Consider the following 20,780-nt stretch of genomic DNA (forward strand, 5'->3'; position numbering starts at 1 on the left):
AAATAAAAAAGTCAGAATATTTTTAGCATCCTATCCTCTTTTTAATTTATCGCTCTTGATCGGTATTGAAAAAGTTATCCAAAATCCAAATTAGCTTCACCTCAATCCTTTACACAAAAACACAGAATCACTTGCTTAATCCTGGTGAGCAAAGCAATTAAATAATCGTCCCGTCAGGAATGAGAGCATTTTTCAAGACGACAACAATTCCGTTGCGAATATAAAATCCCTGGGATTCCCGATCCGCATCTTGAACATTATCCTTATTGATGATTTTCACATCGTGACCAATGCGAGCATTTTTATCCACAATCGCTCGACGAATAATCGTATCCGTTCCAATTCCCACGGGAACTTCCCCCCTTTCCAAACTACATTGACGTTCCGCCGATGCTTGGTAATAATCCGCACCCATCAATAGGGAATCTTCGATCATCGCTCCTGATTCAATCCGCGATCGCACTCCTAAAACAGAATGCTCAATCCGGCAATTTTTCAGGATACAACCTTCGCCAATAATCGATTGGGTAATTTGACAATCTAGTAATTTACTAGGTGGTAAATACCGAGGACGGGTATAAATGGGTGCTTGTTCGTCGTAGAAACTAAAGGGGGGTTGGGGTTGTTGAGTCAGAGCTAAATTAGCATTGTAAAAGGATTCAATTGTTCCAATGTCCTCCCAATAACCATTAAACAGGTAGGCTTGAACCCGATATTCCTTAGATGCATCGGGAATAATTTCCTTACCAAAATCAGTACGTTCCAGGGATTCCCGCAACAACTTAATCAAAACTTCTTTTTTGAAAACGTAAATCCCCATTGAAGCAATATAAGGCTGCATTTTCGCTTGTTCTGGAGTCAAACCCAAAACAGTGGTATCTACCTGCATTTCCCGCAATGCATCACCCTTGGGTTTTTCACTAAATTTAATGATTCGACCTGAATCATCAATTTTCATTAAGCCAAAATCCGATGCACGACGTTCATCGATGGGAATTACCGACAGGGTAATATCCGCACCTGTCTCCCGATGACGCTTGACAAAATCCCGATAATCCATCCGATACAAATGGTCTCCGGATAAAATCAGGTATTCATCAACATTCCATTCCTCTAACAGCCATAGATACTTCCGCACCGCATCCGCAGTCCCTTGGAACCAACTCGGACTTTCCGGGGTTTGTTGCGCTGCAAGCACCTCCACAAATCCTTCACTAAAACCATCAAAACTATAGGTTCTAGCAATGTGACGATTCAAAGATGCTGAGTTGAACTGTGTCAGGATATAGATTTTATAAATTTCGGAATTAATACAGTTACTCACAGGGATATCTATTAAGCGATATTTCCCCGCAACTGGAACTGCTGGTTTTGCACGCAATTTTGTCAGTGGATAAAGGCGTGTTCCTGCACCACCACCAAGAATTATTGATAATACGTTTTTCACTTGAGTTTCTCCCGACTGCCTTTCAACTCCACCTACAGTTTAGGATGCTCTGTACCTACTGGTAAGGGGGATCGATAAATGTGTTTGGTTAAGTTTTAATGCAATTTAATGTGTTAAATATAACACTTGTATCATTATTGAAGAAAATATTTGTGTTTTTGATACATTTATATTTAGTAAAAATACTAAAGCTAGGAGAATGGAGAATTGCGTAGGTGTAATTTTTGGGACAATTTAACGTATTTCACCCAACTTTGTTCAGTTAACTGGGATAGGGACACTGTTGATAAGGTTGCCGTAAATACATCTTTTTGGCTAGTATTATCACTGATGCCGAGATTTGCTAACATATCTAACGCAGAGGCTTCCAATGGTTGTTGGGTATGGATAAACACTACTAGCTGGGGAAGGTTAGGTTCCTCAACTTGATTCAGTGCCATTAGTAGGGAAGGATCAAGTTTTTGATAATTCATAAATTTGCCAAGGTAAATCCACTCGGAATATAAACTCATTATCCGATCAAGTTAGCAAATTTTCTGTCACCTAGCTTCGCTCTGTGGTTCTAGTTCACAAGGAGGAAAGGTTTAATTTTTTGCTTTTACATCCAATTTAACTTGTCGATACAATTTAGAAACGGGAATCGTCATTCCCACGCTCTCCAAAATTAAATTATCCTCTTCTCCATAGGTATGTAAAACCCATAAACCTTCTTCGTTGCGACGGAAACATTCCACACCGATTTGCTCGGATTCAATTAAAACATATTCTTGTAAACTACTGGATTGACGGTAGCGAGTAAATTTTTTCCCCCGGTCAAAGGCTTCGGTGGAGGGGGAAAGGACTTCCACGATTAAGCACGGGTACTGTACCATATCGATGGATTCCTTGTCTCTGGGGTCGCAGGTGACGACGACATCGGGATAATAGTAGGGTCCAGAGGGGGATACTTGGACTTTGACATCGGAAATATACAATTCACAGCCTTTCTCCGCTAAATAATCATCCAACTCCGTACCGAAGTTAAAAGCAATGCGGTTGTGGGGTTTGGTTCCCCCGGTCATTGCGAATACTTCTCCGTCAATGTATTCGTGACGGATTTCTTGGGTTTTTTCCCATTCTAGGTATTCTTGGGGACTCATGTATGAAGACTGGGGATTAGCGATCATAACGAAACTTCAACTCAACTAAAAATAATGTTTACTTCCTAGTAAATGCGCTTGCGATCGCAGTTTTGATTGTGCCATAACCGTAATTGAGCAAAAATCAAGCGATTTAATACAGTTCAGGGACTTTTTGTGTAGCTATGGCAATCAATCATCAGGGAATCGATTGGCAAATCGGGATTCACGATAACTACCTACCCGTTTATTATAAAGGGGCGATCGCCGGATTTTTGCGACAAGATTATGCCGATCGATTGATGAGTTATTTACACGCGGAAACTACCCTGAATCAAGCTCTTACTAAAGCTTGTACGGATTTGGTACGTCAATCGGGAGGGGATTTACAACAAGTTGAGCAAGTCGTAGCTAAATATATTCAAAGTTGTTTACATCCCCAACCGGGAACCCAACGAATTATTTTACGTTTACAACAAAGACAGTTAGAATTAAACCTGAATGACAAGGATTTTGCTGGGTTTTGTCAGAGCTTTAAACTTTCTAGTGTTGATTTAGGTAATCTCTACGCGGGTGACGGCATTGATGATAGTTTGATTCCATCCTTAGCTAAAATTTTAGGTATTTCCCAGCAGGAGTTAATTAAACTGCGTGATGAAGAGCTATTTACATCTGAATGAAAATTTTTGGGTCTGGAGCGAGAATTTCATCATATAATAATCTTCTGTGATTTTAGTATTTTTGTTTCCAGCAGAGTCTCCATAGTAAAGATAAAAATATTGTCAATGACAGTGTTAGCTCGATTACAATAAATCAACCTGTGTGTCAATCCCATTAGAGATAGGCAGACACAGATGTTACAAATTAAATGTTACAGCCAAGAAAAAAATTACGAATTTACTTGATGGGCTGTATCATTTTCGTAAAAGGTGCTTAGAATAGGGGAGTGTCAAAATGAATTCTATAATTAATAAATATTAATTTCTTCAAAAGTACAGCACTTTCGAGGTAAATGAGGTACACTTGTTATTAGTGCATCAAAAATTAAAATGAAACCCTACTCAATCGATTTACGAGAAAAAATAGTAAGTGCTTACGAAAAGGGTGATACATCAATTCGAGGAGTAGCTGTGCAGTTTGGTATAGCAAAAAGCTATGTGCAGAAGCTAATCAGGCAAAAAAGATTGGAAGGGCATCTAGAACCCAAAAAGCAAGGTGGAGCAATGAAGGGTAAGCTAGATGATTACGGTGGCGAATTAGCAGAAATGGTTCAAAGTTACCCGGATTTAACTTTATTGGAATATTGCGAGTATTTTGGAGAAAAATATAACATTTGGGTGTGTGCAAGTGTGATGTGTTGTGCATTGCAAAAACAAGAATTAACTCGAAAAAAAAGACTTTACGTAGCAGCCAAGCGAAAACAGAAAGAGTCCAAAAACTGAGATTAGAATATTGGGAGAAAGTAAAACACATAGACCCAGAAAACCTTGTGTTTATAGACGAAATGGGTGTTTTGCTTGGTTTGACTAGAACTCATGCTCGAAGCGATCGCGGGAGTAGAGCTTATGATTTTAAACCATATTACCGAGGTGCAAAAATAAGTGTAATTGGAGGAATTAGCTTCAAAAAAGTCTTAGCTGTGATGACTTTAAATGGCTCAATGAATGGAGAAGCTTATAAAGTTTTTGTAGAGCATTTTTTACTTCCACAATTATGGGTTGGTGCAGTCGTTGTAATGGATAATCTGCCAGCACATAAAGTCGAAGAGATTAAGCCTTTGATTGAATCTGTAGGAGCAAGTGTTCTTTATCTATCTCCTTATTCCCCTGAATTTAATCCAATTGAACATTGGTGGTCACAATTAAAAGCGTTCTTAAAACAGTTTTCTCCTAAAAGTGCATCTGTAGTTGATGGTTTAATTAAAATTGCACTGACATTAGTTGATCCAAAGCATCTAAAAAATTGGTTTACTAATTGTTGCTACTGTACCTCATAAACCTCGAATCTGCTGTATAATTAGTACTTTGTGAAAGTCAAGATTTATTTGATACCCTTTGACTTGCATCTATCTCCCAGATAATAACTATCTTGAAAACGGGAAGTAATCCCTCGATTAGCCATGATAAAAAGAGGTAAAAAAAATGAATCCAACCGAAACCGAAAATCACAACCAGGAAAATAACTCTAATTCCCATTCTTTCAGCGAAGCGAACAATCATAATTCGACGGTAAAACCAATTGCTAGCGAGATGAATAGTCTCGATAAGGTGAGGGATATTTTATTTGGCAATCAAGTCCGTGATTTTGATCACAGGTTTACCCGCTTAGAAGAGAAGTTAGCCAAAGAATGTGCAAGCTTACGAGATGAAACCCGTAGTCGGTTAGATTCCTTGGAAAATTACCTCAAACAGGAAGTCGAATCCCTAACCACCCAAATCAAAAATGAATACAGCGATCGCGATCGCTCTGTCCAATTGTTGCGTGAGGAAACCAAAACCCTCAAATCCGGTTTAGATGATAAAATTTCTCAGGTAGAAGAGTTTGCAAATCGCAGTCAACGGGAATTACGGGAACAGTTGTTTAATCAGTCAAAAACTTTACAAGACACTATTCAGCAAAAATACGAGGAAATTATTGCCTTGTTAGAACGGGAATCGAAGGATTTACGTCACCAAAAAACAGACCGTTCCACCTTAGCAGCACTGTTAAATGAGTTGGCAATCCGCTTAAATAGTCAAAGTTGAATCAGCTTCCTCTGCACAAACTATACTTTACGCGCATGTCGGGTTGTTAACTGTTATCGGTTATCGGTGAATTCATCCCGTAGGGTACAGCCAAAACCGATATTTTTCATAATTGAAATCGGAATATCAGCGTGCAAAGTAAAGTATAGTAGTGCATCAAAATCAAATATTATGGAATATTATTTTTATAATCCCAATATGGACTTCTAGTCCCATAAGAGACGCGATATATCGCGTCTGTACTAGGGAGAGACACGATATATCGCGTCTGTACGGGGGTAAGGCTTTTCGCCGAATGATTGGTTACATTGTGGTTTTATCTAGTAATATCCATCAAAATCTAAGTTAACAGCCTAATAGTCCAACCCATCGTTTGCAACCACCGAATAATAGGAAATAGGAAGTAGAAAACAAAGACACCTACACGTATATATCTCCTGTCTCCTGGTTAAGGACAGATAAATTACATTTAATCTATGGATAACCAGACTCAAAATCGAGTTTTACCGCAATTTCCGTCCGAAAAAGCCAATAATCAGAATCATTTTCAAGAAGTTGCCGAAATTGAAGAGTTGCGTCGGTTACTGTTAGGATTGGATGGACAGCAAATCCAGCAGTTGTATGAATTATTAAATCAATCAACCGCGAATCCAGAAGCGATCGCACGTCTGCTTCCGGAAGCTGTCAGGTTGCGGAGTCAACAGGATGGTATGCTAGGGGAGGTAATGGTTTCCACGGTAGAGCAAGCCATTCAGCTATCCGTGGACCAAAATGTGGAGGTGTTGTCGGGAGCAATTTTTCCAATTGTGGTTCCTGCAACCCGGAAAGCCGTTGCCAATACTTTGGGGGAAATGATTCAATCTTTGAATCAAGCTCTGGAACACAGTTTGTCACCACAAAGTTTACAATGGCGCTTGGAAGCAAAGCGGACGGGGAAAACTTTTGCGGAAATAGTCCTACTAAGAACCTTGGTTTACCGAGTCGAGCAGGTATTTTTAATTCATCGACACACTGGTTTGCTGCTAAAACATTTGTTCGCCTCAGAGGTGACAACCCAAGACCCGGATTTAGTTTCAGCGATGTTGACCGCGATTCAGGATTTTATGCGGGATTCCTTTCGAGTCGATCAAAGCGAGGGATTACAATCACTGCAATTTGGGGAGTTGACGATATGGGTGGAAGCTTCTCCCCATGCGGTATTAGCAGGAATTATTCGCGGTAATGCTCCTTTGGAATTGCGCTCCGTGTTTCAGACAGCTTTAGGCAAAATTCATTTACAATTTAACCGGGCTTTATTAGAATTTGATGGTGATACCCAAATTTTTGAGGGAACAGAGTATTTACTGAAACCTTGTTTAGAAGCTCGGTACAAAAAGCAGGCCAATCAACGTCGTGCTTATGCCTTGGGTTTTTTGGGATTAATTGCGATCGCATTAGGATATTGGGGGTTTCTGGGTTGGCGATCGCATCTACGCTGGGAAAACTTGTTGACCCGAATTCGCAATCAACCGGGTTTTGTGATTACCAAAGCCCAAAAGGGTTGGGGAAAGCTTGTAATTGAAGGAATGCGTGACCCTTTAGCAGGGGAAATCAATCAATTAATTGCAGATGCACAAATTGATCCCCAATCCGTTGTCACCAGGTGGAAGCCATTTATTTCCCTGGAACCGGAGATGATTGGCAAAAGGGTTGCAGCACGGATTAATCCCCCCTCCAGCGTGCAAATAGATATCGATTCCCAAGGAAAAATGACCGCTAGAGGGTTTGCACCCAAGACTTGGATTAACAACACCCGTGCCATTTGGTCAACGATTCCTGGTATTAATGGATATGATGACTCTCAAGTACAAAATTTAGATATAGAAAGGCTGAATCAATACAAATCAAAATTAGAACAGGAGGTTTTACTATTTGTGGAGGGGTCAACCCAGCTATTAGCCGACCAGGAGGGTAAATTTAACCAGATTCAGACCCAGTTGCGGGAAATATATCAAATAGCCTCCCAGTTAAATTATCAGGTCAGACTGGAAATAACTGGACACACAGACTCCACCGGTAATGATACACTGAATCAACCCTTGAGTCAAAATCGTGCCAGAGCGATCGCCACACGATTAATTAATGGAGGAATCGACCCCAAAAGTATTAGTATAAGTGGTGTTGGTTCCCAACAACCAGTGGAAGTAAATCAATCTCTGATACAAGCACCAAAAAATCGCCGTGTCACCTTTAATATCTTCTTAACACCAAGACAATAGTTAACTCAAATAGAATAATCAACTTAAAAAATTCAAGCAACTCAACAATCATATCATCTAAATTTATGCTTCAGAAAAAAGTGTGTATGGTCGGCGCATTTGCAACTGGGAAAACCAGCCTCATCGCCAGATTTGTACGCAGTATTTTTTCAGAAAATTACCAAACTACGGTTGGGGTAAAAATTGATAAAAAGACTGTTTTCACTCATGGCAAGGAATTAAATTTGATTTTGTGGGATTTATATGGAGAAGATGAATTCCAAAAGGTACATACATCCTATTTACGCGGTTCCTCTGGCTATTTATTAGTTGTAGATGGAACTCGGCATAATACTTTAGATGTTGCTTTTGCTTTAAAACAAAGAGTTGAGGATAGTTTAGGAAATATACCCTTTGTAATGGTCTTAAATAAAGCCGATTTAGTTGATGAATGGGATATTGAAAACGAAGAGATTGAACAATTAACCAAACAAGGATGGATAGTAATTCAAACAAGCGCCAAAACAGGTGATGGAGTTGAGGAAGTTTTCCAAACTTTAGCAGACAAGATTATGGAAGAATGACATGTTGGATGTCCCAAAACCAATTGTGACGTACCTGATAAACTTACTCTGGGAAAATCGTTCCCTTGCTTATTTATTGGTCAAAAAAAGCGGACAGATTGAAAGTTGGGGAGGAAATTTAACTGATTATGGAGTAAAAAATTTAACTAAAGGGGCAAATGTTTTTCAAAAGGTATTTTTTCTCGAAGGTCTTTTACCTTTGGAAGATACACCAGTTTTTATTCCTCGCGTGAAAACAGATGAGGGAATCTGTGCAGATTTACATATGTTTCCTTCTGCTGAGGGTGATTGGGTGATACTACTAGATGCAACATTAGATGAAATGCAACTTTCCCTAATTCAACAACAAGCCAATAATAAAAGTTTAGCAAACGAAAAAATATCCCAGGTTTTAAATCGTTGGGAGTAGGGAGTAGGTAAATTAGCATTTTGCACTGGTGATTTAGTAGAATGAATACAATACGGTTCAGTTAGAATTGAAAGTCTTGAATTGTATCTGTTGGAGAACTACTGTGTTGCGCAGTTTTCCCGCTTTGAAGTAACGTTAGAGGTGCATCAATCAATGTCCATTCACACAGCAGTCCGAGCAGGATTTGTAAAATCTGACATGTAGGGTTGTTAAAGGTTGACACTTGACGGTTAACAGTCATCAGCACGCTATTTTTCACGACTTAAATAGGATTGCTGTAATTATTCATTTTCTGTACCATAAACCAGCAATAAAATTCTTATAGAATGAGTAATTAAAGTATTTTCATGAATTTTCGATTTATTGTTGTTGAGGGTTCACACCATTTCTCCAGTAAAACAGTATTACTTATTTGACCTATCATTTTTGTTAGGTTCTACTGCGTTCTATCCAACCGACAATTACCCTTAACTAAATCCTATTGACTGAAAGTAGCTGAAAATTTATTCTCAATATTATTGACCTAACCATTAATGGATGCCATTGTATTTTATAATACGTCAATTTGCAAAAGATTATCATGAAAAGTAAATAAAGACTTGACTTCTATATTCTGAATTCCTACACTCAAACAAAAATCCAAAAACCAATGGGGAATGATGTGGTGATGAACGAAACGTTTGCTAGTCGTTTATTTGCGACTTTGAATATTTTAGTCCTGGAACGCTTGCGCAAAGGTGTTTTTCAAATCGAGGGAACCGTTCCTCATTGGTTAGAAAGGGTGTGTCCACGCGATATTTCGACTGGGATGAAGGTTCTAATAAGTCAAGAAGATATCCCATTTTTAGAAAACTTTTTAATTGATGCGGAAGCATATTGGCAAAATCCCACCGGACATCCGCTGAAATCGGGATTTTGGACAGAAATAGATTTAAATGGTGATGAATATTATTTAGAAGCTTCAGCCGTAATTTTAGATGAACGCAAAATTCTCTTAGTTGAATTTGCTGAAGATAATTATCGGGAAAAACAAGCACTTATTCAAAAAGCACGAGAAAACCAACTTTCCTATAACCAATTAGTCAAAGAAAATCAAAAAAAAGATATTTTAATTCATTGTATTATTCATGATATTGCTGGTCAGTTAAGTGGGATTAATTGCTGTTTAGCTTTACTAGAAATGGAAAACCTGACCGCAAAAGGACGAGAAAGATTAGCAATCGGACGCAAACAATCCATTAAACAAGAAATCCTCGTCCGGGAAGTGTTAGAAATATTTTCCGCTGAAGTTAATTCCCTGGAAAAATTTTCCCAACCCGGAGCGATCGCACCGAATATTTTACATGTCACCCAGGAATGTATCGAACTGCTAACACCAGTCTATGCACTCAACAAAGTGAAAATCAACCTGGTGTACGACCCCCAGGTGACAGACTGGAAAGTAATCGGCGATCGCCAACGTTTAGAACGGGTAATTACCAACTTAGCAGAAAATGCCTTTCGTCATACCCCCTCCCACTCTACCGTTACCATTACCCTTACCCCCGACCCGGAATTTATTCACCTCACCATCGATGACGAAGGTCGGGGAGTCAGTCCAGACCTTGTACCCCATCTATTCAAAAAATTCAGTCAAGGACAACACAAAAGTGGTCGTATCGGTTTAGGACTGTATTTTTGTCGCATCACCGTCGAACGGTGGGGAGGTAAAATTGGATATACTCCAAGTCCCACTGGAGGAGCGAGATTTTGGTTTTCCCTTCCCCGAAGTAAATCTTAATATGGGGAGTGGGGAGTAGGGAGGGGGAGGAGAAATGAGCTAATTTGTAATTTTTAAATCTAAAATCCAAAATCCAAAATTGCACGACTGCTACACAGCATAAAATTTCACCAAATAACGATTTAACCAATCCTGATACCAATCGTAGAAAGACAGAGCAGCAGTATCATCAACGGTTTCTAGGGAATAGGGGTCATCATGGTAAAAAGCACAACACTCACTGGAAAATGGATAAATACCCCCATCATTACTGCGGTCATCAATCCAAATATGACCCCGTTGTTCTCCCGTCACCACCAACAAAGCATCCACACCACAACCATAGGTTGCGATCGCAATTGTTCCTTGACGTGCTTGTTGAGCATTGATATTCTGGTCATTTTCCTCCTCCCCATCCCACATTGACTTTAATAGGAAAGGTTGAGCTAACCGTTGATATTCCCTATCTTCCGTATCATTTCCCCCTGTTACAATTTCATCCTCTAATTTAAATAAACCATACCCTGGACCTGCTCCCCCATTCCCAACCTCTAACAAAAACTGACGATAATCCTGTGGTAAGGTAACACCATAACGGGATTCAAAATTATTTAGCTCCCCAGGACTAATACAAGGGTTTAAACAATAGGAATGGGATTGGGAACCGAATAATTTTAAACTTTTATCTAATTCTGCTAATTTGAACAGCTTGGTTTTAATCTGTTGCATTTTATTCATTGCAGTCTTTACCATTATTTTCACTTGTCCTCACTGAAACCGCAGATGCACAAAATTACACCAAGTAATGAACGAGTAATGATTTTTTTTTATTTATGTCATTCAATCTAACCCTGCTTAAACCCTTTGTGAATGGGAGGAGTGACACTAATTTGATTTGTCAAAAGTTGCACACAGTATCAGTTTAATTACTTACAATAAAAGAATAAATTATCCATCGATTCTGTCAGTATAGGTGTTTTGAATAATTCTCTTTGCTTGAGGAGAAGAAACAAAGCATAAATTTTGTATATAGCAGGGAATGGGAAACAGGGAATAGAGTGGGAACTTCTATCTCCATAGCAATTACCCATAAAAAAGATGAAACGATGAAACCCTGATTAAACAAGGGGTTCCCAATCCAAAATCTCGAATCCAAAATGGTATAACCTTATAAGTTAAGACAAGAAACAAATTACAAGAAAATTCTCAGACAGCTAAAAAAATAAGGTAGGTAAAGGTAAATGGCATATTCCTGGTTCAAAGCATTTCACATCATCGGTGTAGTTGTGTGGTTTGCGGGATTGTTCTATCTTGTACGTCTGTTTATCTATCACATCGAAGCAGAACAGGAAACAGAACCAGCTCGATCCATTCTCAAAAAGCAATATACCATCATGGAAAAGCGACTGTATGGGATTATTACCACTCCCGGTATGCTTGTTACAGTTGCTTGTGCAATCGGTTTATTAGTCACCCAACCGGATTTTCTCAAACAAACTTGGTTACATTATAAACTTGGTTTTGTCGCTTTACTGTTGGGTTATCATTTCTGGTGCGCAAGATTGATGAAACAGCTAGAGCAAGGCATTTGTCAATGGACAAGTAAACAAATGCGAGCAATGAACGAAGCACCCACTGTATTACTAGTAGTGATTGTCCTATTAGTGATCTTCAAAAATAATCTACCTGCGGATATAACTACCTGGTTAATTTTTGGATTAGTGTTGCTCATGGCTGTGACAATTCAACTTTATGCACGCAAACGACGTTTAGACAAAGAAAAGGAATTAGCACAAATTTCCGAACTACCTCAACAGCAAGCATAAAACAATAACTTAGCAGAGACGACCCGTTAGGTCGTCTCCGAGGGGTAAAAATCATGAACCACCATCCATTCTTTGCCAATCGGGTTGCAGTACTAGGAACAATGCATCAAAAAGAAATAGCCATTGCACCCCCATTAGAAACCGAATTAGGTCTGAAAATCATTGTTCCAGATAATTTCAATACGGATATTTTCGGTACATTTACCCGCGATATTAAACGAGTAGGTACACAAATCGAAACAGCACGACTCAAAGCGGAAAAAGCCATCGAAGTGACTGGATTCAAGATTGCGATCGCCAGTGAAGGTAGTTTTATTCCCCACCCCCATATCCCCTATCTTCCCTGTAATCGAGAAATCCTAATTTTGATCGACCACGAAAACGATTTAGAAATCATCGCAGAGGAACTATCCACCCAAACCAATCACAATCATCAGATAATTACATCAGTGACAGAAGCGCAGCAATTTGCTGAGAAAATCGGCTTTCCCCAGCATGGTTTAGTGGTAATGCTCAAAGAAAATCCCGATAATCAAAGCGAAATTATTAAGGGTATTACCAGCGAAGCAGAATTAATCGAAGCTGTAAATTGGGGATTACAAAATTCTCCCACGGGACAAGTTCATCTAGAAACAGATATGCGAGCAATGCATAATCCGACTCGGATGCAGAATATCGCCAAAGCAGCACAAAATCTCGTCAACAAACTCAAAAGTTGTTGTCCCCAATGTGGAACACCAGGTTTTAGTATTACCAAAAGAATACCCGGTTTACCCTGTGCAGCTTGTTCCGCTCCGACCCTACTAACTCAAGCAGTTATATATGAATGTCAAAAATGTCAATTTAAGTCTGTGCAAAATTATCCCGATGGGGAGGAATTTGCTGACCCAGCAAACTGCATGTATTGTAATCCTTGAAAGAGTGTATTTCCAGATTTAAAATCAAAATATAACATTCATCAATCCAAAATCTAAAATCTAAAATCCAAAATCTAACATCCAAAATCCAAAATTAATTTATGTTATCTCAATGGGAATCCTTTTTAAAAAATCTGGGTATCTGGGTTGGTTCATTCACCCAATTTTCACCCAGCGGTGAGCAACTGGAAGATATACCTAGTCGTCTTACCTTAGAAAGCCTAAATAATCATCAATCAGCAAGATTAACACTGCAAAGGGAAGGTTTACAAGACCTCGTATTAGAATTTAGCACTCTTGCCAAAAGTTTATTATTTTTTGAAAATGGTGCATTTTCCCAAGGAGCAATTCAATTTTCCCCCTTTAGCGAATTTGGAGCCGAATTTGGTTTTATCCACGAAAACCGTCGTCTGCGGATTGTACAACTATTTGATATTAATAACCATCTGCGCAAATTAACCTTAATTCGGGAATATCGCGAAGGAACTCAACTCGATGAACGTCCCCCATTAACAATCGAAGCCTTACTCGGAAAATGGGAAGGAGAAGCAATTACAATTTATCCTGATTTACGGGAACCAAATGTTTATCAAACTACGATGAATTTACAATTAGATTTATCTGGAAAACTCATCCAAAGTATTAATTTTGGTAATTATCCCACCATTACATCCACCGCAACTATTAACAGTAACCGTACCCAATTAACCTTTAACAAAAATCCAGACAATCCCATCCAGGTTTTAATGTTACCTGATGGAGCTTCTGCGACATTTCCTGTCAAAGCTCAACTCAATCAATCCCTATTTTTAGAAGTAGGGTGGTTAATTCAACCTGATTTACGGCAACGTTTGATTCGCAGTTATAACGATAAAGGAGAATGGACAAGTTTGACCTTAGTGACAGAACGGAAAATTAACTAGTAAAATTACCAAATTCTACATAATAGTTGAAATTTTTTTGAGTTATACTAAGCTTTTCATGTATGCACAGAGAGAAGCTACTTTTATTCCACTTTTAATTTAATCCACATAACAATTGTATTCATAAAAATGACAGAAAGTCAAAAGCCCGGTTTGTTTGGCTTAAAATATTCAAATCGAGATTTTATACAGAGAGAGTCTTGGGGGAAAAATTGCTTTAATTCTTCTTTCCCAGCTTCTCTTTGTTCCTATTTATATCATCAGAATCTTGAAAATATATATATTCGGCTTAATTCCAACTTAAATGTTGAACATTCTAGTATTAGCACTGCTAATTTGTACGGAATAGAACCCGACTCAGAAAATTTATTTTATGCCTTTGAAACCTAATTTACGCCATACCAGAAGTATTTAATTGGGAATATTCCAGGGGTTGATTTAGTTATACAGGCAAAAGAGATAGGAGCTTGTTTGCAGGCAATTGAAATAAAACTAACAGCCTTACCAGACAACACAACATGTGACTTATCAGAGGATTTATATGGCTGTGAAATTGTTGTCAGACCAGATACAATAGTTTATTTGGCGTGCAGTATCGTAGAAAAATTGAGAGTAAATTCTTCTTTTATCGAGAATTTAATCGGTGAAAAATTTGCTAGTATCACTGATTGGACAGAGCCTAATTATATAATACCCTACATTCCAAGCATGATTGATATCATAGATGAAATTGTGCTTGCAATCTTAGAATCCCAGCAACCTTTTCTAATGCAGCCTATTTGGAAAACTGAAGGAAAATCTCCGCGACTTTCAGAAAACTGCTTAGATGTTTTTGTTTAGAGTGATTTAGCTTTTACCAGATTATTTATAGACCTATCTAAACAGAAAATCAGTTCTTTTGGACGAATCAGAACTATCACTAGACATACCCGAACTATTGTTTGGCTATTCAGAATGATATATGATTTTAGTATTAGCGGTTCTTTTAATCATAGAAGAATAATAGACACATTGTCATACAACACAAAAAATGATAAAGCATTTGCTGTTAGTGGTAGAGTAACCCATGCTTACATGAAATCAGAGATATTAAAACAACCAAGAATTAAGAAAGACGAAATAAGAAGAATTATTCTCGGCGGCGCTCAAAATTTATTGAGTCCAGAGAGGAGATTTGATGCTATAATTTATAACTCTTCCGATTTATTTTCAGACTAAACTTGATTATTGAAATTTGTATAATGAGAACGGTAGACATATTTTGTGGCTGTGGAGGTTTATCACTGGGATTCCAAAATGCTGGGTTTAGCCTAGTTGCGGCTTTTGATTGTTGGTCTCCGGCAATTAAGGTTTATCAAGATAACTTTCAACACCCAATTTTTAATCAAGACCTTTCCGATAATAAAGCTTGTGAAATTATTGCCCAGTTTAATCCCGATGTTATTATTGGTGGACCACCCTGTCAGGATTTTTCAAGTGCAGGAAAAAGAGATGAAAGCCTTGGAAGAGCGAACTTGACTCTAAGTTTTGCCAACATTATTTCCCATGTAAAACCTAGTTGGTTTGTCATGGAAAATGTCGATAGAATCGCCAAAAGTCATGTGATTAAAACTGCTTTAGATGTATTTAGAAATAGTGGGTATGGTTTAACTTCTGTAATTCTCAATGCTAGCTATTGTGGAGTTCCTCAAGCGAGAAAGAGATACTTTTTGATTGGTCAGCTTGATGGGGAAGATGATTGTCTAAGTTTATATTTGACAAAAAAACAGTCGAAGAAGCCAATGACGATTTTTGATTATTTAGGTGATAGTTTAGGTATCGAGTACTTTTATCGTCATCCCAGAAGCTATAAAAGAAGGGCTATTTTTAGTATCTATGAACCGAGTCCAACAGTACGAGGAGTGAATCGTCCAATTCCCAAAAATTATCAAAAACATGAAGGAGATGTCTGCGAAATCAATGAGAAGTTGCGACCATTAACTACAATTGAATGCAGTTATATTCAAACATTTCCCAATACATTCAAGTTTAGGGGTAATAAATCAGATTTAGAGCAAATGATCGGCAATGGAGTACCTGTTAAATTAGCTGAGTATGTTGCTGGTTGTATTCTTGAATATATTGAAGATTGCTCTAAAAATAAGATATATTCTCTGCCGGGAATTCAACTAAAATTATTTGAAGATGCAATCCTGAACCAAAATACTATTTGTAATTAAAAGATATCCTCAAGTCAGTCCCCCATGCCGTGTGGATAGAACCAAACAAGAAAATAGTTCATTTCTACTCCCCTGGAGACAACCCGATGGGTTGTCTCTACTCCCTATTTACCCTCTTCAGAACTATAAGGACTTACAATAGCTAATATACGGAACACTAGCTTGATATTGACAGGGAGAAGGTTGCTGGTGGGGATTTTGGGGTGAACGATTTTCTACATACTTGGTCAAGTCAAGATATTCATGAGAGACTAGCTATCATGAAATTTAGGAAGTCACTTGGGGAGAACACACTTTTATGGATTTGGTTGTACTTGAAAACTGGTTAGACAACAGTGCATTCGCAGTATTATTTTTGACAATGATTGCCTATTGGGTGGGGGCTGTGTTTCCAAACATACCTTACCTCCAGGGGTTAAGTACAGCAGGAATAGCGATCGCAAATTTATCAATAGCTTCGTTGTTGGGAGCAAGGTGGTTGGAGGGGGGGTATTTTCCTTTGAGTAATCTCTACGAGTCATTGTTTTTCTTGGTTTGGGGTATCACTGCTGTACATTTGCTGGCTGAATTTAATACCCGTAGTCGTTTAGTGGGTGTGTTTACAGCTCCGGTGGGGATGATGATTACAGCATTTGCAACCCTTTCCTTACCCCAGGAGATGCAAGTTTCCGAACCCTTGGTTCCTGCGCTCAAATCAAATTGGTTGATGATGCATGTGAGTGTGATGATGTTGAGCTATGCAGCGTTGATGGTGGGTTCATTACTGGCGATCGCATTTTTAGTCGTGACCAAGGGTGAAAATATTCAACTCCAGGGTAGTTCCTTCGGTGCTGGTGGATTTCGTCGCAATGGGTATCAACTTCGCAAAGCAGGGGAAGTTGTGCTGGAAGATTTAGGATTAAATGCGGAAAATAACGGTAACGGATTAGCTAGCTATCAAAGTAACGGCAATGGGAATGCTAGTACCGCAGTCTTGAATTTAGTGGAAACTTCGGTCATTTCTGGAAATACCACCATCCTTGATAATCCCAAATTATCACCCCAACGTTTAAGTTTGGCAGAAACCTTAGATAATATTAGTTATCGAATCATTGGTTTAGGATTTCCCCTCCTCACCATTGGTATCATCGCAGGTGCAGTTTGGGCAAATGAAGCTTGGGGTTCCTACTGGAGCTGGGACCCGAAGGAAACCTGGGCTTTAATTACCTGGCTAGTATTTGCAGCCTATCTTCATGCTCGCATTACCAGGGGTTGGCAAGGTCGTCGTCCTGCTATTTTAGCAGCAACTGGCTTTGTTGTTGTTTGGGTTTGTTATTTAGGTGTAAATCTCTTGGGTAAGGGTTTACATTCCTATGGTTGGTTTTTATAGGTTGTGGTGTTGATAGTTGACCGTTGACTGGAAAATATTCAACACAGACGACCTGTATATGTGAGTAGCGCGACTTCCCATAAAGTCGCGTTGTCTATACTTTTATTCTGTATCCTGTCTCCTGTATTCCGTCTTCTTCTTCAGGATAAATTTGTTAACATTAAAGACGACGGGATGATACATCAATAGATTATCCCGATTTTTTTCGAGATTGGAAGATGGCGAACGAACTACAAACTGTTTTTCAAGCGATCGCACAATCCCAAACTGAAGTAGAATTACGTCAAGCCCTCACCGCCACAATTGAGGGTTACTTCCAGGTGCAACGCTGGGGTATTTATCTGTTTGACGAACAACCAGAAGTCACCCTAAATTCCCAAGGAATCCCCGATGTCTGTTTAAAGGACAATCCCATTGGACAATTTGTCTTTGAACGTCACGCACCAGCTCACGAAGCTTTAATTTTACCCGCAGGGGATTGGCAATTACTATGTCCCCGCGATGACCATGCTCACGTTATGAGTGGTCCAATTGTCTGTGACGGACGTTTAATCGGTACGCTCAATTTAGCCCGTGCTAGTGGCTATCCAGCCTTTAATACCAACGATTTAACTGATTTAAGTGCCCTTTGTCTCCACCTGTCTGCTAAACTTGCTACATTACGCAGCCAACCCCAGAAAAATTCCCCTTCTGAATTTACCAATCGTCTTACACCCCGCGAATTGGAAATTGCCGAACTCGTCGCACAGGGTTTAACAAATGCTGAAATTGGCGAAAAACTCTGGATTACCCAAAATTCTGTCAAACAAGCTCTCAAAAGAATGTTTCGCAAATTAGGAGTATCTGCAAGAGCAGAAATGGTGGCGAAATTACGTCAAGGGGAGTTGGGAATTTCTTGAAATGTAGTACTCGACTACATTTATTTTGATGGGTGAGAAAAAGCTGTAGCGCTAGTCTACGACAACCCTGCGGGTATAACGCCTTTATATTAAAACTTTTTTGAGGCTAGAGCCACAACTACGAACCCCTGATAACTTATCTGCTGGAGTAGTTGGTTGAGAAGATTCAGAAGTTGGTTTTTTCTCCTAAAAGCAGGGTTTCTTGAATAAACCTCATTTTTACATATCAATAAACAGGAAATAAATTTGTTTGCTCGTATACTTTTTGCTGATTTTCTTCGCAAGCATGAAATCATAATTTGAATATAGTCTTACCAACAGGAAGTAGGGAGTAGGGAATATTTTTAACCTAAAAATTCCACTTTTGCTTGGCTCTAAAAAATTAAAAATGCAAGGTTTTTGAGCTTCATATATCTATTTGGAAAGCACTTTTTGCGACTAAAATCCCCTCTAAGGCTTTACAAGATATAGAGACACGATAATCGCGTCTTTACTGTTTTTCAGCAAGCCCTAGTTACAAAATAAAACTGGTATAGACCAATTTCTGCTTTCCTTTCAGAATCCAAAATCTCAGATAGTCTCAGTTTAATATGTCAGGGTTTCATCACTATAGAAACCTGATTAGGTATTGACAAAAATTCCATTACCGCTTTTTTGCATCCTCTGCTGTAATTCCATAACGCTCACACTTCCCTCACAAAAAATGTTTTGGCTGGACAAAATCAATTAAATTTTCCCTGATAAATTTAGAATTTATTTCAATATCATATTTATCTTATTTTTAGATTTTCATGATTTTTAAAAACTTGCCAATTTGGCAACTCAATAACAAAGTGATTGGTTATCTTGTTAAAAGATAAACGACTTCAAGGGTGTTGTTATCGAGGTGCATTTAACCCTTAACTTAGTTAAAAATAACGGTTAAGGACGGCAGAAACGATTGCACAAATTGCGTGTATCTACCATTATTTCTTTTCTTAAATTCACGCAATTTATTCATTAAATATTTTACCAGATTTTAGAATAACCAAGATTGGTGCTTACTGCGTGGGATTATGTTTTCTAGGTACTGTCATTGACCCACATTAGCCCCCAAAATAACAGTATCTAAAATATAATCCCTACCGCTTCAGCAGTGAGTACCAGGGTGAGAACGAGGTAACCAGTATGCCTCCTCTCACCCTCTTTTTTTTCTGAAAAAGAGACTCGACTTCTGTATGCTATCTCCTCCTATGCCAAATCTTGCAAAAACGAGAGAATCTTTTGATTTACCAATTCGGATGCGTCAAAAGAAGTATCATGACCACACCGAGGTAAAATATGTAAATCGGAATTGGGTAAACATTGATGTAACTTTAAACCGTGGTAATGGGGAAACCAGGTGTCATTTTCCCCCCACAAAATTAAGACGGGAATTTTGATACTCGACAATCGAGATTGAATGGTTTGCAACCAATTGGGTTTACCTGCTTGATATTTTTCAATTTCGCGGATAGCTATTTGCAATTCCTCCGCAACCTTGGTCAAAGTCCCAGGTAACTCGATATAGGGGTAGGTAATCCAATAAATATCCTCAGCAGTCAAACTTTTCGGGTCATGGAGAAGATTGCGACGTTCAATGGCCATGATTTCCCGCACCAAAGGTGCAAATAAATAGGGTAAACGCAACGTATCCACTGCGTGAATCACTTCCAAAGGGGTTTTTGCTAACAAGGACATTCCCCAATGGGGAAGACGATTCGCAAAAATTGGTACATTTACCACCACTAACCGGGATACTAAATGGGGATAGGTTTGAGTGACAGCGATCGCAGTTAAAGCTCCCAAGGATTCCGCCACAATCACCACGGGTTCATCACACAATGACTCAATCACCCGTGCTAACTCCACCACTTGATGTCCCGGTTGTTCCCGACGCGACAATGGCTTTTCGGAAAACCCGTAACCTTTGGCATCACAACAAATCACCCGAAAATAGGGTGACAACGGCTTGACGCTACAACGCCAGTTATAACTCCAACTTCCAACCCCATGTAGTAAAAATACAGGTACTCCAGTACCAGCCTCCCCATAGGCTATTTGTACTGGATAATCATTGGCATCTTGAATAATGACATTTTTACGCCCTTCGGGAAATGTTTTATACCACCAATCACTCATGGAGATTTATAGTTAAGCACTTGAATTGTGTATTCACTTATTGTTGACGGTTGGCTGTCAACAATCCCTAAACTTGTATTTCTCACGAATTTCTCAAACCTACGGGGAGTAGAAGGAAAATTAATGCTGTACTGCAAGACTGATAGCTGACTCATGAGAAATCCAGATT

19 protein-coding genes and 1 pseudogene are annotated in these 20,780 nt (G+C 38.8%); 15 read left to right on the top strand and 5 right to left on the bottom strand.

The features are described from left to right. Positions 1-157 precede the first annotated feature (157 nt). The 3 genes from CDC37_RS11650 to CDC37_RS11660 all read right to left on the bottom strand — a co-directional run bounded on the left by CDC37_RS11650 (position 158) and on the right by CDC37_RS11660 (position 2,613). Positions 158-1,447: a glucose-1-phosphate adenylyltransferase gene (locus CDC37_RS11650; protein WP_096622083.1), complete on the bottom strand. Its 1,290-nt coding sequence runs from the start codon at positions 1,445-1,447 to the stop codon at positions 158-160. Between the two features lie 191 nt (positions 1,448-1,638). Continuing rightward, the gene (locus CDC37_RS11655) at positions 1,639-1,920 is read right to left on the bottom strand and encodes a hypothetical protein (protein ID WP_096626115.1); all 282 of its coding nucleotides are present in this window, start codon (positions 1,918-1,920) and stop codon (positions 1,639-1,641) included. Positions 1,921-2,031: 111 nt separating this feature from the next. Further along, positions 2,032-2,613, bottom strand: coding sequence for a Uma2 family endonuclease (locus CDC37_RS11660; protein ID WP_096622085.1), 582 nt, complete (start codon positions 2,611-2,613; stop codon positions 2,032-2,034). 137 nt (positions 2,614-2,750) lie between these two features. On the opposite strand from CDC37_RS11660, the gene CDC37_RS11665 reads away from it, so the two are divergent. The 8 genes from CDC37_RS11665 to CDC37_RS11700 all read left to right on the top strand — a co-directional run bounded on the left by CDC37_RS11665 (position 2,751) and on the right by CDC37_RS11700 (position 10,319). Further along, on the top strand, positions 2,751-3,245 hold the full coding sequence (locus CDC37_RS11665) for a hypothetical protein (RefSeq protein ID WP_096622086.1): 495 nt from the start codon (positions 2,751-2,753) through the stop codon (positions 3,243-3,245). Between the two features lie 369 nt (positions 3,246-3,614). Beyond that, positions 3,615-4,007 carry a helix-turn-helix domain-containing protein gene (locus CDC37_RS24910; protein ID WP_096620491.1) on the top strand — a complete coding sequence of 131 codons (393 nt, stop codon included), beginning with the start codon at positions 3,615-3,617 and terminating at the stop codon, positions 4,005-4,007. After that, entirely contained in the window at positions 3,920-4,561 is a 642-nt protein-coding gene (locus CDC37_RS24235) for an IS630 family transposase (RefSeq protein ID WP_197707004.1), read from the top strand. The genes CDC37_RS24910 and CDC37_RS24235 overlap by 88 nt, the downstream gene beginning before the upstream one ends. Positions 4,562-4,706: 145 nt before the next feature. Then, positions 4,707-5,309, top strand: coding sequence for a hypothetical protein (locus tag CDC37_RS11680; RefSeq protein ID WP_096622088.1), 603 nt, complete (start codon positions 4,707-4,709; stop codon positions 5,307-5,309). Between the two features lie 476 nt (positions 5,310-5,785). After that, positions 5,786-7,567, top strand: coding sequence for an OmpA family protein (locus tag CDC37_RS11685; RefSeq protein WP_096622089.1), 1,782 nt, complete (start codon positions 5,786-5,788; stop codon positions 7,565-7,567). A gap of 65 nt (positions 7,568-7,632) precedes the next feature. After that, positions 7,633-8,130: a Rab family GTPase gene (locus tag CDC37_RS11690; RefSeq protein WP_096622091.1), complete on the top strand. Its 498-nt coding sequence runs from the start codon at positions 7,633-7,635 to the stop codon at positions 8,128-8,130. Position 8,131: 1 nt separating this feature from the next. Then, positions 8,132-8,539, top strand: coding sequence for a hypothetical protein (locus CDC37_RS11695; RefSeq protein ID WP_096622092.1), 408 nt, complete (start codon positions 8,132-8,134; stop codon positions 8,537-8,539). Between the two features lie 667 nt (positions 8,540-9,206). Next, positions 9,207-10,319 carry a sensor histidine kinase gene (locus CDC37_RS11700; RefSeq protein WP_096626117.1) on the top strand — a complete coding sequence of 371 codons (1,113 nt, stop codon included), beginning with the start codon at positions 9,207-9,209 and terminating at the stop codon, positions 10,317-10,319. 90 nt (positions 10,320-10,409) lie between these two features. Here the strand turns inward: CDC37_RS11700 and CDC37_RS11705 are convergent, their stop codons facing one another. Beyond that, positions 10,410-11,051: an SMI1/KNR4 family protein gene (locus CDC37_RS11705; RefSeq protein WP_231943404.1), complete on the bottom strand. Its 642-nt coding sequence runs from the start codon at positions 11,049-11,051 to the stop codon at positions 10,410-10,412. A 488-nt stretch (positions 11,052-11,539) separates the two neighbouring features. Between CDC37_RS11705 and hemJ the strand changes: the two genes are divergently transcribed. From hemJ to CDC37_RS11740, 7 genes and pseudogenes are all read left to right on the top strand, one after another. Then, positions 11,540-12,124 carry a protoporphyrinogen oxidase HemJ gene (gene hemJ / locus CDC37_RS11710; RefSeq protein ID WP_096622095.1) on the top strand — a complete coding sequence of 195 codons (585 nt, stop codon included), beginning with the start codon at positions 11,540-11,542 and terminating at the stop codon, positions 12,122-12,124. A gap of 53 nt (positions 12,125-12,177) precedes the next feature. Next, positions 12,178-13,041, top strand: a complete 864-nt coding sequence (locus CDC37_RS11715) for a DUF6671 family protein (RefSeq protein ID WP_096622096.1) — start codon at positions 12,178-12,180, stop codon at positions 13,039-13,041. 101 nt (positions 13,042-13,142) lie between these two features. Further along, positions 13,143-13,964 carry a DUF3598 family protein gene (locus CDC37_RS11720; RefSeq protein WP_096622098.1) on the top strand — a complete coding sequence of 274 codons (822 nt, stop codon included), beginning with the start codon at positions 13,143-13,145 and terminating at the stop codon, positions 13,962-13,964. Between the two features lie 129 nt (positions 13,965-14,093). Continuing rightward, positions 14,094-15,182: pseudogene (locus CDC37_RS24915) on the top strand (HindVP family restriction endonuclease). A gap of 2 nt (positions 15,183-15,184) precedes the next feature. Next, positions 15,185-16,183 (top strand): DNA cytosine methyltransferase, encoded by a 999-nt coding sequence (locus CDC37_RS11730; RefSeq protein WP_330220843.1) that lies wholly within the window; start codon positions 15,185-15,187, stop codon positions 16,181-16,183. Positions 16,184-16,481: 298 nt separating this feature from the next. Further along, the gene (gene ccsB / locus CDC37_RS11735; RefSeq protein WP_096622100.1) at positions 16,482-17,552 is read left to right on the top strand and encodes a c-type cytochrome biogenesis protein CcsB; all 1,071 of its coding nucleotides are present in this window, start codon (positions 16,482-16,484) and stop codon (positions 17,550-17,552) included. Positions 17,553-17,770: 218 nt separating this feature from the next. Continuing rightward, positions 17,771-18,451 (top strand): LuxR C-terminal-related transcriptional regulator, encoded by a 681-nt coding sequence (locus CDC37_RS11740; protein WP_096622102.1) that lies wholly within the window; start codon positions 17,771-17,773, stop codon positions 18,449-18,451. A 1,230-nt stretch (positions 18,452-19,681) separates the two neighbouring features. Here the strand turns inward: CDC37_RS11740 and CDC37_RS11745 are convergent. Continuing rightward, on the bottom strand, positions 19,682-20,611 hold the full coding sequence (locus CDC37_RS11745; protein WP_096622103.1) for an alpha/beta fold hydrolase: 930 nt from the start codon (positions 20,609-20,611) through the stop codon (positions 19,682-19,684). Positions 20,612-20,780: the final 169 nt, after the last annotated feature.

It is taken from the genome of Calothrix sp. NIES-3974 (assembly GCF_002368395.1).
Lineage (GTDB): Bacteria > Cyanobacteriota > Cyanobacteriia > Cyanobacteriales > Nostocaceae > NIES-3974.

Bases quoted from the DNA above. Each gene is read 5' to 3' on its own strand.
- CDC37_RS11655 (WP_096626115.1), bottom strand. From the start codon at position 1,920: ATGAATTATCAAAAACTTGATCCTTCCCTACTAATGGCACTGAATCAA.
- CDC37_RS11660 (WP_096622085.1), bottom strand. From the start codon at position 2,613: ATGATCGCTAATCCCCAGTCTTCATACATGAGTCCCCAAGAATACCTA.
- CDC37_RS11665 (WP_096622086.1), top strand. From the start codon at position 2,751: ATGGCAATCAATCATCAGGGAATCGATTGGCAAATCGGGATTCACGAT.
- CDC37_RS24910 (WP_096620491.1), top strand. From the start codon at position 3,615: ATGAAACCCTACTCAATCGATTTACGAGAAAAAATAGTAAGTGCTTAC.
- CDC37_RS11680 (WP_096622088.1), top strand. From the start codon at position 4,707: ATGAATCCAACCGAAACCGAAAATCACAACCAGGAAAATAACTCTAAT.
- CDC37_RS11685 (WP_096622089.1), top strand. From the start codon at position 5,786: ATGGATAACCAGACTCAAAATCGAGTTTTACCGCAATTTCCGTCCGAA.
- CDC37_RS11690 (WP_096622091.1), top strand. From the start codon at position 7,633: ATGCTTCAGAAAAAAGTGTGTATGGTCGGCGCATTTGCAACTGGGAAA.
- CDC37_RS11695 (WP_096622092.1), top strand. From the start codon at position 8,132: ATGTTGGATGTCCCAAAACCAATTGTGACGTACCTGATAAACTTACTC.
- CDC37_RS11700 (WP_096626117.1), top strand. From the start codon at position 9,207: ATGAACGAAACGTTTGCTAGTCGTTTATTTGCGACTTTGAATATTTTA.
- CDC37_RS11705 (WP_231943404.1), bottom strand. From the start codon at position 11,051: ATGGTAAAGACTGCAATGAATAAAATGCAACAGATTAAAACCAAGCTG.
- hemJ (WP_096622095.1), top strand. From the start codon at position 11,540: ATGGCATATTCCTGGTTCAAAGCATTTCACATCATCGGTGTAGTTGTG.
- CDC37_RS11715 (WP_096622096.1), top strand. From the start codon at position 12,178: ATGAACCACCATCCATTCTTTGCCAATCGGGTTGCAGTACTAGGAACA.
- CDC37_RS11720 (WP_096622098.1), top strand. From the start codon at position 13,143: ATGTTATCTCAATGGGAATCCTTTTTAAAAAATCTGGGTATCTGGGTT.
- ccsB (WP_096622100.1), top strand. From the start codon at position 16,482: ATGGATTTGGTTGTACTTGAAAACTGGTTAGACAACAGTGCATTCGCA.
- CDC37_RS11740 (WP_096622102.1), top strand. From the start codon at position 17,771: ATGGCGAACGAACTACAAACTGTTTTTCAAGCGATCGCACAATCCCAA.
- CDC37_RS11745 (WP_096622103.1), bottom strand. From the start codon at position 20,611: ATGAGTGATTGGTGGTATAAAACATTTCCCGAAGGGCGTAAAAATGTC.